The organism is Agromyces solani (assembly GCF_058349925.1).
Genome location: NZ_JBYRER010000001.1, coordinates 494,970 through 509,524, shown reverse-complemented (window position 1 = coordinate 509,524; position 14,555 = coordinate 494,970). Strand labels below are relative to the sequence as shown.

Below are 14,555 nucleotides of genomic sequence, written 5' to 3'. Positions count from 1 at the left end.
TCCGGCCGAGTCAGTAGGTCGGCACCGTCTCCGCGACCATGGTGACGATCTCGGCGAACATGACGCCCACCCAGACGAACACGGCGATCATCGTGACGACGTACACCGCGATCCCGACCCACATGGGTGCGCTCCCCCGGCCCGCCTGCCGCTTGACGACGACCGAGCGGCCGACCACGTAGACGAGCGTCAAGAGGAACGCCCACGCCCAGTGGAACTGCCGCGCGAACCCCTGGCGTTGCAGCTCGGCGCGGTCGAGGTAGGCGAACCACACGCAGAGGCCGTAGATGACGTAGCCCGAGACGCTCAGCACGAGGTACCACGGGTCGGTGTACGGCCCGATCACCTGCTCCATCGGCGACAGCGGCGACGTGAGCGACATCGAACGCTCGATGTACGAGCTCCAGTCCCAGAAGAAGAGCGGGATCACGCCCAGCACGGGCAAGGCGACGATGAGCCACACCCAGACCGTGTCGGTCGGGGTCTCGCGCGAGACGGTGGGCTCCGCGCTGCCGTAGGGCGCCGGCTGCGCCGGAGCGTACGCACCATACTGCGGCTGAACCGGCTGCGCCGGGGCGTACGCACCGTACTGCGGCTGCGCCGGCTGCTGCGGCTGCTGCGGCTGCGCCGGAGCGTACGCGCCGTATTGCGGCTGCGCCGGCTGCACCTGCGGCGCGGGCGGCGGCGCGAGCGGCGTCGAGTACTCGGTCCAACGGGTGCCGTCCCACCAGCGTTGGCCCTCGGCACCGCTCGGCTCGGGGTACCAGCCGGGCGGTGGCAGTCGCGGATCGCTCATCGTTCCTCCAGTCGGGTCGGAGCCCATCGTAGGGCGCGACCCGGCCGCGCCGCGTTCAGCCCGCCCCGCAGTTCGTCGGCGGCCCGATCGTGCCGTCGGTTCCGTTCCAGGCGATGCACGCCCCGGGCGCACCTGCGCCTGCGCGCTCGGCGGGTCCCGCGACATCCTCGTCACCTGGTCGCTCGCGCAACCGATGGTCGCGCACGGCGACCCACGTCACCGTGGTGACCGCGATGCCGGCCGCAACCAGCACGAATCCCAGCAGGTCCACACCGACCACCTCGCCCCCGTCTCGCGCGAGAATAGCGCGGATCGGGCACGGCGGCCAGCACGTATTTCGGTCGTTCCTACAGCTCGACGACCGTCATGCCCGAACCCGACGCGCCCGCCGTGCCCATCGCGGCGAGCGCCGCCGGCACCTCGTCGAGCGCGATGCGCCGGCCCACGAGCTCGATCGGGCGGAAGTCGCCCGAGGCGACGGCCCCGAGCATCGACGGGTACTCGTGCGCCGCCATGCCGTGGCTGCCGAGCAGCTCGAGCTCGCCGGCGATGACCGCGTCCATCGGCATCGCGGCCTGGGCGGAGTCGCCGACCATGAGGCCGATCTGCACGTGCCGGCCGCGCTTCTTGAGGCTCTTGACCGATGCGAACGAGGTCTCGCTCGAGCCGAACGCGTCGACCGAGACGTCCACGCCGCCGCCGGAGGCCTCGACGATGCGCTCGGCCGCGCCCTCCCCGCCCTGAACAGGGACGGCCCCGAGCGACTCGGCCGCCGAGAGGGCCGCGTCCGAGACATCCACGCCGTAGACCTTCACGCCGGCCGCGACGGCGATCATGATCGCAGAGAGGCCGACGCCGCCGCAACCGTGCACCGCGATCTGCTCGCCGGGTGCGAGCCGGCTGCGCGAGACGATCGCACGGTAGGCCGTCGCGAAGCGGCAGCCGAGCGAGGCGGCCTCGACGAAGCCGAGCGACTCGGGCAGGCGGATGAGGTTGAGCTCGGCCTCGTCGATCGCGACGAGCTCGGCGAACGAGCCCCAGTGCGTGAAGCCCGGCTGCGACTGCTGGTCGCACACCTGCTCGTTGCCCGACCGGCACTCGTCGCAGCGGCCGCACGCGCAGATGAACGGGGCGGTGACGCGGTCGCCGACCTGCCAGCCGCTGTCGGCCGACACCTCCGAGCCGAGCGCGGCGATCTCGCCGGCGAACTCGTGACCGGGCACGTGCGGCAGGCTCACGGTGTCGTCATGGCCCATCCAGGCGTGCCAGTCGCTGCGGCAGAGCCCGGTCGCGCGCACGCGGATGACGGCGCCGCGCGGCGGGCAGGCGGGCTCGGGCACCTCGGTGAGGCGGGGCTGGGCTCCGAAGTCGTCGAAGAGCACGGCGCGCACGGGGGTCCTCTCGGTTCTGCTGGCCCGTCGGGTCGGGTCGCGGGGATGCCGCGTGGCCGGCGGCCCCCTCCCGCGCCGCGCGCGCGACATCCGTGAGCCTACCGGCCCGGCGAGCGGTCGCCGTTCACGCGGGGTGCCGTCCTCCGCAAATTGTGTAACAATCTTCCATGCGCTTCGTGGTCGCCGTCCTCCTCGCCGCCGTGTGCTTCGGCACGACCGGCACGGCGCAGGCGCTCGGACCCGAGGCGAGCGCGATCTCGCTCGGCGCGGCACGCCTCGTGATCGGCGGCGGCGCGCTCGGGCTGATCGCCCTCGGACTCCGGCGGCGGCGCGGGGCGGACGGGACTCCCGCCGCGCCGCCGACCGGCCCAGGATCGGCACCCGGCACGAGGCATCCACTGCCGGCCTGGCTGCTCGTGCTCGTGGGTGCGGCCGGCGTGCTCGCCTACCAACCACTGTTCTTCGCCGGCACCGCGGCCAACGGCGTAGCCGTCGGCACGGTCGTCGCGCTCGGATCGGCGCCGGTGCTGACGGGGGCGCTCGACTGGCTGCTGCGCCGGCGCTACCCCGGACACCGCTGGGCGATCGCGACCGTGATCGCGACGACGGGCGTCGCGATCCTCGCGAGCACGACCGCCGCCGGTGCGGGCGGCGATGCGACGGTCGGGCCCGTCGGACTGCTGGCCTCGGTCGGGGCCGGTGCCTCGTACGCCGTGTACACGCTCGCGGCGAAGGCGCTGCTCGACCGCGGATGGTCGTCGACGGGCAGCATGGGCGCCCTGTTCGGCACGGCTGCGGTCGCCGCCGTGCCGGTGCTCATCGCGTCGGATGCCTCGTGGCTGGCGACGCCGGCGGGGCTCGCGACCGCGGCGTGGCTCGGGCTCGTCACGACCACGCTGGCCTACGTGCTGTTCGGCTACGGGCTCACGGGGCTCGCGCCGGCCACCGTCTCGACGCTCACCCTCGCCGAACCGCTCACCGCGGGCGTGCTCGGGGTGCTCCTGCTCGGCGAGCAACTGACCGCGGGCGCCGCGGTGGGGCTCGCGGTGCTCGCCGCCGGCATCGTCGTGCTCGCCGCCGCCGGCGCAGGCACGGGCACGGGCACGGGCAGTGTTTCAGGAAAAGGGACGCTGCTCAGGACGAAATCCGCAGAATCGTCCTGACTGGGACACTGTTTCCTGAAACCGTGTCGGCGCGGTGGGGTGACCGGGGTGGGATGCTGCCCGCCGATGTCTGCGGTCGGCCGTAGTCTCGCCGGCATGGACGTCATCCTCATTCCCGGATTCTGGCTCGACGCGTCGTCATGGTCGAAGGTGACCCCGATCCTCGAAGAAGCCGGTCACACCGTGCACCCGCTCACCCTGCCGGGGCTCGAGTCGGTCGACGCCGACCGGTCGGGCATCGGCCTGCGCGATCACATCGACGCCGTCGTCGCCGAGATCGATGCGTTGACGAAGCCGGTGCAGTTGGGTCAGGCGATCGCGGCCGCGCTGACGCGCTGAGCACCGCGGTTCCCACGACGGGTCAGTCCCACGGCGAGCGAGCCCCGGCGACTGCTCACGCCCGTTCGACCGGCGCCGCGTCGATCGGTGCTGCGTCGGTCAGCGCCGCGTCGGGCGCCGGCGCCGTGTCGGCCTGGGCCGATGCGGCTGGGGTCCCGCCGGCGTCCGGCGTCTCGGTCGCGCCTGTGATCGTCTGCGGCTCGGCGTACCAGTGGTCGACCCCGCGCGGACAGGTGCACGCGAGCGCCACGGTCTCGTCGATCATCACCGCACGGAAGAACTCGCGGTGCGGCACCGGAATCCTGCGTCGTCGCATGAGCTCCCGCCTCCTCGCCGTGGGCGCCCCGGCGGCGCCCGTCACTCAAGAGACGCGACCGGCGCGCGATCATGACGCGGGTTTCGCGACGCCGGCCGATTCAGAGCTGGTTCGCGGGCACCGAGAAGGTGTCGCACGCCGCGGCCCCGTGCTCGAAGCCGGTGCGGAACCACCCCACGCGCTGCTCGCTCGTGCCGTGCGTGAACGTGTGCGGGTTCACCTGCCCTTGCGCGGCCTGCTGGATCCGGTCGTCGCCGACCGCCGCGGCCGCGCTCAGCGCGTCGCGATACTGCGCCTCGGAGATCGGCCGCAGGAACGGCACCCCGTTCACGTCGGGCACCGACGCCGCCTCGGCCGCCCACGCGCCCGCGAAGCAGTCGGCCTGCAGTTCGACGCGCACCGCGTTCGAGGCCGGACCCGTCTGCCCGTCCTGCGCCTGCTCGAGGATGCCGAGCACGTTCTGCACGTGGTGCCCCCACTCGTGCGCGACGACGTACATCTCGGCGAGCGGGCCGCCGCTCGACCCGAACCGCTGGCGCAACTCGTCGTAGAAGCTGACGTCGAGGTAGATCGTCTGGTCGGGCGGGCAGTAGAACGGCCCGGTCGCCGACGAGGCGCTGCCGCACCCCGTCGAGGTCGCCGTGTCGAACATCACGAGGTCCTGCGGCGGGACGTAGTCGAACTGCAGCTCCTGCGCCTCGCGCTCCCAGTACTCCTCGAGCGAGGCCGACGCGCCCTTCATGCGGCACTCGATGTTCTCGTTCGCGTCCTCACCGGTGAGGCACTGCTCGAGCGAGGTGTCCTCCGACGTGCCGCCGCTGCCGCCGAGGTCGAAGCCGCCGCTGCCGAGGAGCCCGGTCAGGTCGACGCCGAAGAAGCCCCCGAGCACGACGAGCGCGAGCACGCCGAGCCCTCCGCCGACGGCGATGCCGGTGTTGCGCCCCCGCTTCGAGGCCCTGCCGCGCGAGATGTCCGCGTTGGGATCGAACGTCATGAGCAGACGCTACTCCGACTCGGGCGCCGCGGCACCCGTGCCGTCGTCGGCGAACGCGCCGCCGTCGGAGCCGGCCTCCGCGAACCGGTCGGTCGCCGTGATCAGCGCGTCGAGGATGCCGGGCTCGTCGAACGCGTGCCCCGCGTCATCCACGATGACGAACTCGGCCTCGGGCCAGGCGAGATGCAGGTCCCACGCGGTCATCACGGGCGTGCAGACGTCGTACCGCCCCTGCACGATGACGGCTGGGATGTCTCGCAGCCGTGCCGCGTCCCTGATGAGCTGCCCCTCCTCCCACCAACCGCCGTGTCGGAAGTAGTGGTTCTCGATGCGGGCGAACGCGGCGGCGTACTCGGGCGCGGTGAAGCGCGCGATGGTCTCGGCCTGCGGCAGGAGCGTGATCGTCGACGACTCCCAGCGCGACCACGCGATCGCGGCGGGCTCGTAGACCTCGGGACGCGGGTCGGAGAGGAGGCGCCCGTACGCCTCGATGAGGTGGCCGCGCTCGGCCGCCGGAATGGGCGCCAGGAACTCCTCCCAGAGGTCGGGGAACAGCGCCGACGCGCCGCCCTCGTAGAACCAGTCGAGCTCCGACCGGCGCAGCGTGAAGATGCCGCGCAGCACGAGTTCGGTGACGCGCTCGGGGTGGGTCTGCGCGTACGCGAGCGCGAGCGCGCTCCCCCACGAGCCGCCGAACACCTGCCAGCGATCGATGCCGAGGTGGTTGCGCAGCCGCTCCATGTCGGCGACGAGGTGCCAGGTGGTGTTCGCCGAGAGGTCGGCCTCGGGCTCCGAGGCGTGCGGGATCGACAGCCCGCAGCCGCGCTGGTCGAACAGCACGATGCGGTAGCGCTCGGGATCGAAGAGGCGGCGGTGCGAGGGCGACGTCCCGCCGCCGGGGCCCCCGTGCAGGAACACCACGGGCTTGCCGTGACGATTGCCCGACACCTCCCAGTAGATGTGCTGCCCGTCCCCCACGTCGAGCATGCCGGTCTCCAGCGGCTCGATCTCCGGATACATCTCTCGCATGCGGCAACGGTAGCGACCGCGGGATGCCTCCACCCGGTGCCGCGCCGCAGCCGGGGCGGGGTTGACAACGCAGGCCGCCCATCGAAGGCGCCGCGGCGCGGTTAGGCTCTCGGTATGGCTTCGACGAGGCCGGTCACCGTCACGCTCACGGGCGCCGGCGGACAGATCGGGTACGCACTCCTGTTCCGCATCGCCTCCGGGGCGATGCTCGGCCCCGACACCCCGGTGCGCCTCAACCTGCTCGAGATCCCGCAGGGCGTGCGCGCCGCCGAGGGCGCGGCCCTCGAGCTGCAGGACTCGGCGTTCCCGCTGCTGAGGCACGTCGAGGTCTACGACGATGCGAAGGCCGCGTTCGCCGGGGCGAACGTGGGCCTCCTCGTCGGCGCGCGGCCGCGCACGGCCGGCATGGAGCGGGGAGACCTGCTCGCCGCGAACGGCGGCATCTTCGGCCCGCAGGGCGCGGCGATCAACGCGGGCGCCGCCGACGACGTCCGCGTCGTCGTGGTCGGCAACCCGGCCAACACGAACGCGCTCATCGCCGCATCGAACGCCCCGGATGTCCCGGCGGAGCGCTTCACGGCATTGACGAGGCTCGATCACAACCGGGCACTCGGGCAGCTCGCCGTCACGGTCGACACCCCCGTCGGCGACCTGCGGGGCGTGACCATCTGGGGCAACCACTCGGCGACCCAGTTCCCCGACCTCGCCCATGCGCGGGCGGCGGGCGACTCGGTGCCGGCCCTGCTCACGGCGCGGTTCGGCACGGACGGCTACCGGGAGTGGCTCGTCGACGAGTTCATCCCGCGCGTCGCCAAGCGCGGCGCCGAGATCATCGAGGTGCGCGGGTCGTCGTCGGTGGCCTCCGCGGCTGCCGCGACCATCGACCACGTGCGCGACTGGGTCGGCGGAACGCCGAACGGGTGGACGAGCGCCGCGGTCGTGTCCGACGGCTCGTACGGCGTGCCCGAGGGGCTCATCTCGTCGTTCCCGGTCGAATCGGTCGACGGTGCGTGGCGCATCGTTCCCGACCTCGGGATCGACGCGTTCGCGCGGCGCCGCATCGACGCCTCGGTCGCCGAGCTCGTCGACGAACGCGACGCGGTGCGGGCGCTCGGGCTCATCTGATCCAGGGCCCGGCGGCCTCTTCCGGACGGGACTCGGCGCGTCCTAGGATGAGCGCACCCCGTCACGTCGATCACTGGAGTTCCGTGGACGATCCGTTCAGCCCCTCGGTCGAGCTCGATCCGTTCGCGGGGGCGCCGCCGGGGTTCCAGGCGATGTTCGTGCTCGTCGGCCTCCTCGTCGTGGCCGGCTTCGTGATCACGGTCGTGCTCGCGGCGCGCAACTTCAGCAAGATCCGGGATGCCGGCCACGATCCCTTCACGCTGAAAGCCGACCTCGCGACGCGTGCGCTCGACAGTGAGCTGCTCGCGCCGAAGCAGTCGGTCGAGCAGCGTCTCGCCGAGCTCGACGACCTCGTCGCTCGCGGGGTGATCACCGACGCCGAGCGCGCCGCCGCGCGCGCCGACATCCTCTCGGGTCGCTGAGTCCGCCGGCCCCGGAGCAGCGGCCGCGTCGCCCGAGCGGCCGCACGCTGCGCCCGAGCCCGCGGCCTAGGCTGGTGGCATGGCCGAATCCCCCAGCCCGTCGCCCGCCGCCCGTCGCAAGCAGCTCATCGTCGGGCTCGTCGTCGGACTCATCATCGGCGTCGTCGTGAGCCTGTGGACCACGTTCTGGCTGTGGCTGCCCGCCGGCCTCGTCGTCGGCGCGGTCGCCGGGCTCCTCATGAAGCCGCCGGCCGAGAGCTGACCTGTCCCTCCCCCGGTGTCGGAAACGCCCCTCGGCTATCGAGTGGGCAATGGTCGTCCGCTGTCGTCGAGAATTTGGACGACCATTGCCCATTCGATGATGCAGGGCCGTCTCCGGTCGAGGTGCGGGGCAATCCGGCGTTCGTCGGTCAGGCGACGCGGGTCGCGGCGAGGTACGCCTCGATGCCGTCGATGACTCGCGCGAGCGCGAACTCGAAGGCGTCGGTCGGGGCGACGTCGATCGCACCGGCCGCCTGGCCGACCCGCCCCGAGACGGGGTAGCGCTCGGGCTCCATGATGCGGTCGAGCAGCGGCGCGTTGCGCGCCCACCAGTCGTCGTCGGATTCGGCCGACGACCGCTGCAGGCGCTCGGCGTCGAGGTGCGCCCGCGCCGGGCCCGCGACGAAGCCGAGCAGCATGGTGAGCACGCGGTCGAGGTCGAGGTCGTCGAATCCGAAGCCGTCGATCGCGCGCAGGCACCACTCCCAGTGGTCGGAGATGTGCGGCCCGAGCGGCGGCCGGCTCGTGTCGATCGAGAGCAGCCACGGGTGGCGCAGGTACTCGTTCCACTGCAGTCGGGCGATGAGCGCGAGCCGCTCGCGCAGCGACCCGGATGCCTCGGGCAGCGGCACCTCGCCCGCGACGTGGTCGACCATGAGCTCGACGAGCTCCGCCCGGCCGGGCACGTAGGTGTAGACCGACATCGGCTTCATGCCGAGCCGGTCGGCGATGCGCCGCATCGACAGCGCCTCGAGCCCCTCGTCGTCGGCGAGCAGCACGGCCGCCTCGACGACCTCGTCGACGCTCGACCGCTGCTTCGGGCCGCGCGTGCCGACGGGCCGGCCGAGCCGCTCTCGCCAGAGCAGTCGCAGGGTGAGGTCGGGCTCGCCGAGCCCCGTGGATTCAGCGGGCATGCGGGAAATCCTACATTCTCCGTCACCAGTACGAAGTAACGCCACGGCGGGCGAACGGCCGAGGGCCGAGGCATCCATGATCGGGATGCCTCGGCCCTCGTGCCGCACGCGGCCTACTTCTTCTTCTTGGGCTTCGACTTCTCGGGCGTCGGCAGGGTGCCGGCGCGGCGCTCGGCGTCGAAGTACGCCCGCGCCTCGTCCTGCCGCTCCTGCTCGATGCCGGTCGCGATCGTGGCGCGCAGGTGCTCGGGCTTGAAGCCGAAGGCGTCGACGAGGTCCTGCGCGTGCGGGCGCAGTCGCTCGAGCAGCCGGTCGATGTAGGCGGTCACGGCCTGGGCGCGCTGCGGCGACAGCCGGCCGTTGACGAGGTACCAGGCGAGGTGCTTCTCGAGGAGGCCGAGTCCGAACAGGTCGCGCACCCAGGTGAGCACCTGCTTCGTACCCTCGTCCTCGACGCGGGCGACGCCTCGGGTGAACGCCTCCCACTGGAGCAGCTCGCCGTGGGCGCGCGCCGCCTCGATGAGCTCGTTCTGGTTGCGGTTGAACGCCGCTGCGGCGTCGGCCTTCGGCAGCTTGCGCGCGTCGCGCAGGCGCCCCGCGATCTCCGCGATCATCGTCTCGACGCGATCGGTGAGGAGCTCGCGCTGGGTCTCCTCGTCGCGCAGCTCGCTCACCGAGCGGGCCGTCGAACCGAAGTCGGCGATCGTCTGGCCGAGGCGGCGCAGGCCGGTGCCGTGGTACGCGCGCTCGGCCGTCTGCGCCACGACGTAGCGGGCCATCGCCCCGGCGTCGGCGTTCTTGAACTGCTTCGAGAAGTCGGTCAGCAGGCGCTTCGCCACGAGCTGCAGCAGCACGTTGTTGTCGCCCTCGAACGTGACGTAGATGTCGAGGTCCTGGCGGAGGCCGACGATGCGGTTCTCGGCGATGAAGCCGGCGCCACCGCAGGCCTCGCGCGCCTCCTGCAGGGTGTCGAGCGCGTGCCACGTCGAGAGCGGCTTCAGCGCGGCGGCGATCGTCTCGAGGTCCTGGCGGTCGTCGTCGGTGTCGGCCTTGCCGCTGAACACCGCGTCGAACTTCACGAGGAACTCGTCGTGCGCGAAGTACTGCGCGTAGGTCGTCGCGAGGCGCGGCAGCAGGCGGCGCTGGTGGCGCTGGTAGTCGAGCAGCACCTCTTCGTCGGTCTCGCTCGAGGCCGTGAACTGGCGGCGCTGGTTGCCGTAGGTGATCGCGATCGCGAGGCCCATCGCGCTCGCGACGGTCGAGGCGCCGTCGAGCGAGACGCGGCCCTGCACGAGCGTGCCGAGCATCGTGAAGAAGCGGCGGCCGGGGCTCTCGATGGGCGACGAGTAGGTGCCGTCGGGCGCGACGTCGCCGTAGCGGTTGAGCAGGTTCTCCCGGGGGATGCGCACGTTCGTGAAGTGCAGGCGGCCGTTGTCGATGCCGTTGAGGCCGCCCTTGAGCCCGTCGTCCTCGCCGCCGACGCCGGGCAGGAACTCGCCCTCGTCGTCGCGGATCGGCACGTAGAAGCAGTGCACGCCGTGGTTGACGCCTTTGGTGATGAGCTGCGCGAAGACCGTCGCGTGCTTGCCGTGCAGGCCCGCGTTGCCGAGGAACTCCTTCCACGCCGCACGGAACGGCGTGTGGATGACGAACTCCTCGGTCTCCTCGTCGTAGGTCGCCGTCGTGGCGATCGACGCGACGTCGGAGCCGTGCCCGATCTCGGTCATCGCGAACGCGCCGGGCACCTCGAGCGACATGATCGCGGGCAGCCACTTGTCGTGGTGCGGCTTCGTGCCGAGGTGCAGCACCGCGGCGCCGAAGAGGCCCCACTGCACGCCCGACTTGATCTGCAGGCTCGGGTCGGCCGTCACGAGCTCTTCGAACGCGGCGATGTTGCCGCCGTGGTCCTCCTGGCCGCCGAGCGCCTTCGGGAAGGCGCGGTGCACGGCGCCCTGATCGACGAGGAGCTTCAGCTGCCCGAGCACGCGCTCGCGGTGCTCGGCCATCGACTGGCCCTCGATGCGCTGCAGCTCGGGCATCGCGGCGCGCTCGCGCGCGGCGATGCGGATGTCGGCCCACGTGCCGAGGAGTTGCCGGCCGAGCGCCTCGACGTCGATGCGGGGCTGCGCGGATGCGCCGGGGCGGGCGCCGTTCGACCGCGGCGCGGCGGCGCGGGCGGGCGCGGGGCTCTCGTGCGAGGTGCGTGGTGCGGTGTCAACCATCGTCGGTCTCGTCCTTCGTGTGGAGTCGTGTGCGTCACATGGCGGCGCGCGGCGTGCGGCGTCGCTGAACCTCTCTCCACGGTAGGACGGTGCCCGGTGAGCCCGAAATGGTGCGTTCGGGCCCTACAAACGGCGATCGGACCGCCTCGCCCGGCACTGTGCAGCCCCTACAAACCGGAGCCCGCCCGACGCAGCGCCATCCACAATCGCACCGCCCCGGTTGCCGCGGGGACCGGTCGGCGTCGTCAGTCGCGGAAGAACGCGTCGGCCCGGCGCGTCCAGAGGATCGCGATCACGATGACGGCGATCCCCGCGCTGAAGTACTCGCCGATGGCGCCCGCCGGATAGGCGATCGCGAGGAAGATCGACGCCACGATCGAGAGCGCCTCGACGATCGTCACGACGATGCGCGCCCCGTTGCTGCCGCGCAGCAGGCCCGCGGCCACGATGATGACGACGATGCCGATGAGGATCGACACGATCGCCGACGCGATGAGCTGGCTCGCACCGCCGAACGCCTCGACGGTCGCGGCCGCGCTCGTCTGGAAGAGCAGGAGCGTGCCGCCGATGACGTCGAGCAGACCCGAGATCCAGGTCAGCACGGCCACGAACGTCACGCCACCCGGTCGTCTCACAGCTCCCATGGCCTCGATCGTAGCGATCGACCTCCGGCCGGTCGAGTCGCGCAGCGTATCGAGACCACCCCGGGTGCGGGTGGTCTCGATACGGCGCTTCGCCCCTACTCGACCGACGACGCCGCGTAGCGCAGCCCGTGTCCGTGGCGGAACAGCGGGTCGGCCGTGTCGAACGGCACGTCGGGGCGGCTCGCCTCGACCGCGGCCATGCTGCGCGGGAGGTCGAATGGCAGTCGCCCCTTCGGCTCCGCCGAGCCGGTCAGCACGTCGAGCATCGCCCGCGCGTTCGCGCCCCAGTTCGCGGTGACCGCCGCGACCTCGTCGACGATCGGCGTGAGGATCGCCGGTCGGTCGAGGAACACGTCCACCACGGTCGGCACGGCCGCCGCGACCTCGCGCACGTGGGCGACGACGTCGGCGGGGAAGTCGAGCGAACCCGAGTGGAAGAAGTTCTCGAAGAACGTCGGGCGCTCGTCGAACGGCGCCGCGAGGCGGAGGATCGCGACATCCGCCTCCGCGGGCGTCGCGACGACCGCGCCGTATTCGGCCGCGACGTCGGGGGCGATGCCCTCGACGTAGAGCTTCAGCCCGCGCGCGATGGGCAGGGTGGGCGAGGATGCCTCGGCCGAGGCATCCGCCCGGTCGGTGTTGGCGAGCAGGGTGATCGCCGCCCGCTGCGCCGCCTCGCCGGCCGCGATGAACTCCGCGGAGCCGACGACGCGCTTCGCGCGCTCGACGTCGACGTAGCGGTGGTCGAAGAGGCCGAGCACGAACTTCTCGCGGAGGAGGCGCCGGGCCGAGGCATCCAGCCGCGCTTCGGTGATCTCGCCGTCGCGAACGAGTTCGATGAGCAGCTCGGGGCACGCCTCACCGCCGAACTGGTCGCAGCCGGCGTCGATGACCTTCTTGACCCGCTCGCGCGGGGTCAGGTGCTCGACGCCCCACGCGCGCGCCGGGAACGGCTCGCCCATGATCTCGTCGTCGTTGATGAGGCCCCAGTCGGTGCAGACGATGCCGTCGAATCCGTAGCGTTCGCGCAGCAGGCCCGTGATGACCGACTTGTTGAAGCCGAAGCCGACCTCTTCGAGCTCGGTGCCGACCGGCATGCCGTAGTACGGCATGATCTGGCTCGTGCCGGCCTCGAAGGCCGCCTCGAACGGCTTCAGGTGCAGCTCGAACTCGCCGCCGGGGTAGACCTGCTCGCGGCCGTGCGCGAAGTGCGGGTCCTCGCCGTCCTGCTGGGGGCCGCCCCCGGGGAAGTGCTTCGTCATCGTGGCGACCGAGTCGGGGCCGAGCTCGGCGCCCTGGAAGCCGCGGATGTAGGCGGCGCCGAGCCGGCTCGCGAGCTCGACGTCTTCGCCGAAGGTCTGCAGGGCGCGCGACCAGCGCGGCTCGGTGGCGAGGTCGATCTGCGGGTGCAGCGCGACACGGATGCCGACGGCCGTGTACTCCTGCCGGGCGATGTCGGCGAAGCGCTCGACGGTCGCCTCGTCGCCGATCGCGGCGAGGCCCATGGGCTCGGGCCACACCGAGAACGCGCCGGCGAAGAGCGCGGCGAGCGGGTTGTCGCTGTACGAGTTCCGCGGGTCGCTCGAGATCGTCACGGGGATGCCGAGTCGGGTCGCCGCGGCGAGCTCCTGCAGGCGGTTGTGCCACTCGGCGAAGGTGCCGGGGTCCTCGGGCGCCTGGTGGATGTTGAAGTGGTTCATCTTGAGCCCGTTGACGAACTCGTCGGTCGACCCGCCGCCGGCGTCGCCCTCCTCGCGGTCTTCGGCGAGCGCGCCGTCGGGGCCGATGCCGATGACCGTCTGGAAGAAGAGGCCGGCCTTCTCCTCGAGCGTCATCTGCGCGAGCAGGATCTCGACCCGCTCGGCGACGGGCAGGCTCGCGTCGAGATACCGGGTGTCGAGGTCGGCGGGCAGGGGCCCCGGTTCGGTGGATGCCTCGGTGCTGGTGTTCTGCAGGTCGGTCATGCCGGCACTCCTTCATGCTTCGGGCTCTGGTGGCGGCGTGGCCGCGCTTCGATCATAAACCGAGCGGCGTTCGGGATTGAACGCCGCTCGGTCGATGCTCAGGATTCCTGGGCGACGCCGCCGGTCAGTCGGAGCCGGCCTCGACGTAGCCGAGGTCGTTGACGGTGCGCACGGTCCACGTGCCGTCGCGGTACTCGAGCTCGGAGACCGCGCCGTTCTCGATGCCCTCGACGACCTCGCTGAGGTCGGCCCCGAGCGCGTCGAGCGCCGAGATGATCGTGATGCCGCTCGAGACGACGAGCACGTCGCCGCCCTTCTTCGACTGCTTCGCGGCGATGTCGTCGAGCGCGTCGAGCGCGCGCTCGGCGACCTCGGCGGGCGTCTCGGCCGTGAGCCCGCTGCCCTCGTTGAGGCGGGCCATCGCGTCGAGCGCGGCACCCATGTCGAACTCGGGGTCGGCGAACATCTCGCCGAGGTCGGCGTAGCCGAGCTCGACGGCGATCTCGTTCCACATCTCGAGGCCGTCGCCGCCCTCGTACTTGCCGAACGCGATCTCGCGCAGGCGCTCGTCGCGCACGATGTCGCCGCGATAGGCCACCTCGTCGAGGGCGAGCGTCGCGGTCTCGTGGTGCCGCACCATGTCGGCCGAGTAGGCGGCCTCGAAGTCGACGCCCGCCTCGGCGAGCCCGGCGCCGAGCTGCTCGGCGACCGCGCGGCCCTCCTCGGTGAGCGGCGAGTCGGACCACCCCTGCACGCGACCGAGGGCGTTGAGCATGGTCTCGCCGTGGCGGGTCAGGTAGATCGTGACGGTCTTGCCCTTGGCCTTCTTGTCGGCGGCGATCGGCGCCGCAGCCCGCGCCGCGGTGTCGACGGCGGAGGGGGCAGAGGGGGCGGAGAAGGCGGCGAGCGAGCACATCGCGGCGACGGCGACGGTACCGGCGGCGGCGATGCGGATGAAACGGCGAGACGACATCG

At 72.1% G+C, this 14,555-nt stretch carries 15 protein-coding genes and 1 pseudogene; 5 read left to right on the top strand and 11 right to left on the bottom strand.

Features of this window, described 5'->3' with window-relative positions; all coding sequences use genetic code 11:
* Positions 1–10 precede the first annotated feature (10 nt).
* From AC3RJ7_RS02370 to AC3RJ7_RS02360, 3 genes are all read right to left on the bottom strand, one after another.
* Positions 11–796, bottom strand: a complete 786-nt coding sequence (locus AC3RJ7_RS02370) for a DUF2510 domain-containing protein (RefSeq protein ID WP_491454251.1) — start codon at positions 794–796, stop codon at positions 11–13.
* Positions 797–851: 55 nt separating this feature from the next.
* A complete protein-coding gene (locus AC3RJ7_RS02365; protein WP_491454250.1) occupies positions 852–1,067 on the bottom strand; it encodes a hypothetical protein in 216 nt (71 codons plus the stop codon).
* 76 nt (positions 1,068–1,143) lie between these two features.
* Complete coding sequence (locus AC3RJ7_RS02360; protein WP_491454249.1) at positions 1,144–2,187, bottom strand: zinc-dependent alcohol dehydrogenase family protein; 1,044 nt, start codon at positions 2,185–2,187, stop codon at positions 1,144–1,146.
* Positions 2,188–2,354: 167 nt separating this feature from the next.
* Here AC3RJ7_RS02360 and AC3RJ7_RS02355 point away from each other — a divergent pair, with 167 nt between their 5' ends.
* Positions 2,355–3,350 (top strand): EamA family transporter, encoded by a 996-nt coding sequence (locus AC3RJ7_RS02355; protein WP_491454248.1) that lies wholly within the window; start codon positions 2,355–2,357, stop codon positions 3,348–3,350.
* Between the two features lie 96 nt (positions 3,351–3,446).
* Positions 3,447–3,656: pseudogene (locus AC3RJ7_RS02350) on the top strand (alpha/beta fold hydrolase); the annotation flags it as partial.
* 88 nt (positions 3,657–3,744) lie between these two features.
* On the opposite strand, the gene AC3RJ7_RS02345 reads toward AC3RJ7_RS02350, so the two are convergent.
* From AC3RJ7_RS02345 to pip, 3 genes are all read right to left on the bottom strand, one after another.
* Positions 3,745–3,954, bottom strand: coding sequence for a hypothetical protein (locus AC3RJ7_RS02345; protein ID WP_491454247.1), 210 nt, complete (start codon positions 3,952–3,954; stop codon positions 3,745–3,747).
* A gap of 151 nt (positions 3,955–4,105) precedes the next feature.
* Positions 4,106–4,999, bottom strand: a complete 894-nt coding sequence (ypfJ, locus tag AC3RJ7_RS02340) for a KPN_02809 family neutral zinc metallopeptidase (protein ID WP_491454246.1) — start codon at positions 4,997–4,999, stop codon at positions 4,106–4,108.
* Positions 5,000–5,008: 9 nt separating this feature from the next.
* Positions 5,009–6,028, bottom strand: coding sequence for a prolyl aminopeptidase (gene pip / locus AC3RJ7_RS02335; RefSeq protein WP_491454245.1), 1,020 nt, complete (start codon positions 6,026–6,028; stop codon positions 5,009–5,011).
* 114 nt (positions 6,029–6,142) lie between these two features.
* Between pip and AC3RJ7_RS02330 the strand changes: the two genes are divergently transcribed.
* The 3 genes from AC3RJ7_RS02330 to AC3RJ7_RS02320 all read left to right on the top strand — a co-directional run bounded on the left by AC3RJ7_RS02330 (position 6,143) and on the right by AC3RJ7_RS02320 (position 7,837).
* A complete protein-coding gene (locus AC3RJ7_RS02330; protein WP_491454244.1) occupies positions 6,143–7,153 on the top strand; it encodes a malate dehydrogenase in 1,011 nt (336 codons plus the stop codon).
* Between the two features lie 83 nt (positions 7,154–7,236).
* Positions 7,237–7,575, top strand: a complete 339-nt coding sequence (locus tag AC3RJ7_RS02325) for an SHOCT domain-containing protein (protein WP_491454243.1) — start codon at positions 7,237–7,239, stop codon at positions 7,573–7,575.
* 79 nt (positions 7,576–7,654) lie between these two features.
* A complete protein-coding gene (locus AC3RJ7_RS02320) occupies positions 7,655–7,837 on the top strand; it encodes an HPP family protein (RefSeq protein ID WP_491454242.1) in 183 nt (60 codons plus the stop codon).
* Between the two features lie 148 nt (positions 7,838–7,985).
* On the opposite strand, the gene AC3RJ7_RS02315 is transcribed toward AC3RJ7_RS02320, so the two are convergent.
* From AC3RJ7_RS02315 to AC3RJ7_RS02295, 5 genes are all read right to left on the bottom strand, one after another.
* Complete coding sequence (locus AC3RJ7_RS02315) at positions 7,986–8,750, bottom strand: TetR/AcrR family transcriptional regulator (protein ID WP_491454241.1); 765 nt, start codon at positions 8,748–8,750, stop codon at positions 7,986–7,988.
* Between the two features lie 113 nt (positions 8,751–8,863).
* Complete coding sequence (locus AC3RJ7_RS02310) at positions 8,864–10,972, bottom strand: acyl-CoA dehydrogenase family protein (RefSeq protein ID WP_491454240.1); 2,109 nt, start codon at positions 10,970–10,972, stop codon at positions 8,864–8,866.
* A 245-nt stretch (positions 10,973–11,217) separates the two neighbouring features.
* Positions 11,218–11,616, bottom strand: a complete 399-nt coding sequence (locus AC3RJ7_RS02305) for a DUF7144 family membrane protein (RefSeq protein WP_491454239.1) — start codon at positions 11,614–11,616, stop codon at positions 11,218–11,220.
* A 95-nt stretch (positions 11,617–11,711) separates the two neighbouring features.
* Entirely contained in the window at positions 11,712–13,580 is a 1,869-nt protein-coding gene (locus tag AC3RJ7_RS02300) for a glycoside hydrolase family 3 protein (protein WP_491454238.1), read from the bottom strand.
* A gap of 124 nt (positions 13,581–13,704) precedes the next feature.
* Complete coding sequence (locus tag AC3RJ7_RS02295) at positions 13,705–14,553, bottom strand: histidine phosphatase family protein (protein ID WP_491454237.1); 849 nt, start codon at positions 14,551–14,553, stop codon at positions 13,705–13,707.
* Between the last annotated feature and the right edge of the window lie 2 nt (positions 14,554–14,555).

Coding starts and splice junctions, on each gene's coding strand:
- AC3RJ7_RS02370 (WP_491454251.1), bottom strand. CDS start 796: ATGAGCGATCCGCGACTGCCACCGCCCGGCTGGTACCCCGAGCCGAGC.
- AC3RJ7_RS02355 (WP_491454248.1), top strand. CDS start 2,355: ATGCGCTTCGTGGTCGCCGTCCTCCTCGCCGCCGTGTGCTTCGGCACG.
- AC3RJ7_RS02345 (WP_491454247.1), bottom strand. CDS start 3,954: ATGATCGACGAGACCGTGGCGCTCGCGTGCACCTGTCCGCGCGGGGTC.
- ypfJ (WP_491454246.1), bottom strand. CDS start 4,999: ATGACGTTCGATCCCAACGCGGACATCTCGCGCGGCAGGGCCTCGAAG.
- pip (WP_491454245.1), bottom strand. CDS start 6,028: ATGCGAGAGATGTATCCGGAGATCGAGCCGCTGGAGACCGGCATGCTC.
- AC3RJ7_RS02330 (WP_491454244.1), top strand. CDS start 6,143: ATGGCTTCGACGAGGCCGGTCACCGTCACGCTCACGGGCGCCGGCGGA.
- AC3RJ7_RS02320 (WP_491454242.1), top strand. CDS start 7,655: ATGGCCGAATCCCCCAGCCCGTCGCCCGCCGCCCGTCGCAAGCAGCTC.
- AC3RJ7_RS02315 (WP_491454241.1), bottom strand. CDS start 8,750: ATGCCCGCTGAATCCACGGGGCTCGGCGAGCCCGACCTCACCCTGCGA.
- AC3RJ7_RS02310 (WP_491454240.1), bottom strand. CDS start 10,972: ATGGTTGACACCGCACCACGCACCTCGCACGAGAGCCCCGCGCCCGCC.
- AC3RJ7_RS02305 (WP_491454239.1), bottom strand. CDS start 11,616: ATGGGAGCTGTGAGACGACCGGGTGGCGTGACGTTCGTGGCCGTGCTG.
- AC3RJ7_RS02300 (WP_491454238.1), bottom strand. CDS start 13,580: ATGACCGACCTGCAGAACACCAGCACCGAGGCATCCACCGAACCGGGG.
- AC3RJ7_RS02295 (WP_491454237.1), bottom strand. CDS start 14,553: ATGTCGTCTCGCCGTTTCATCCGCATCGCCGCCGCCGGTACCGTCGCC.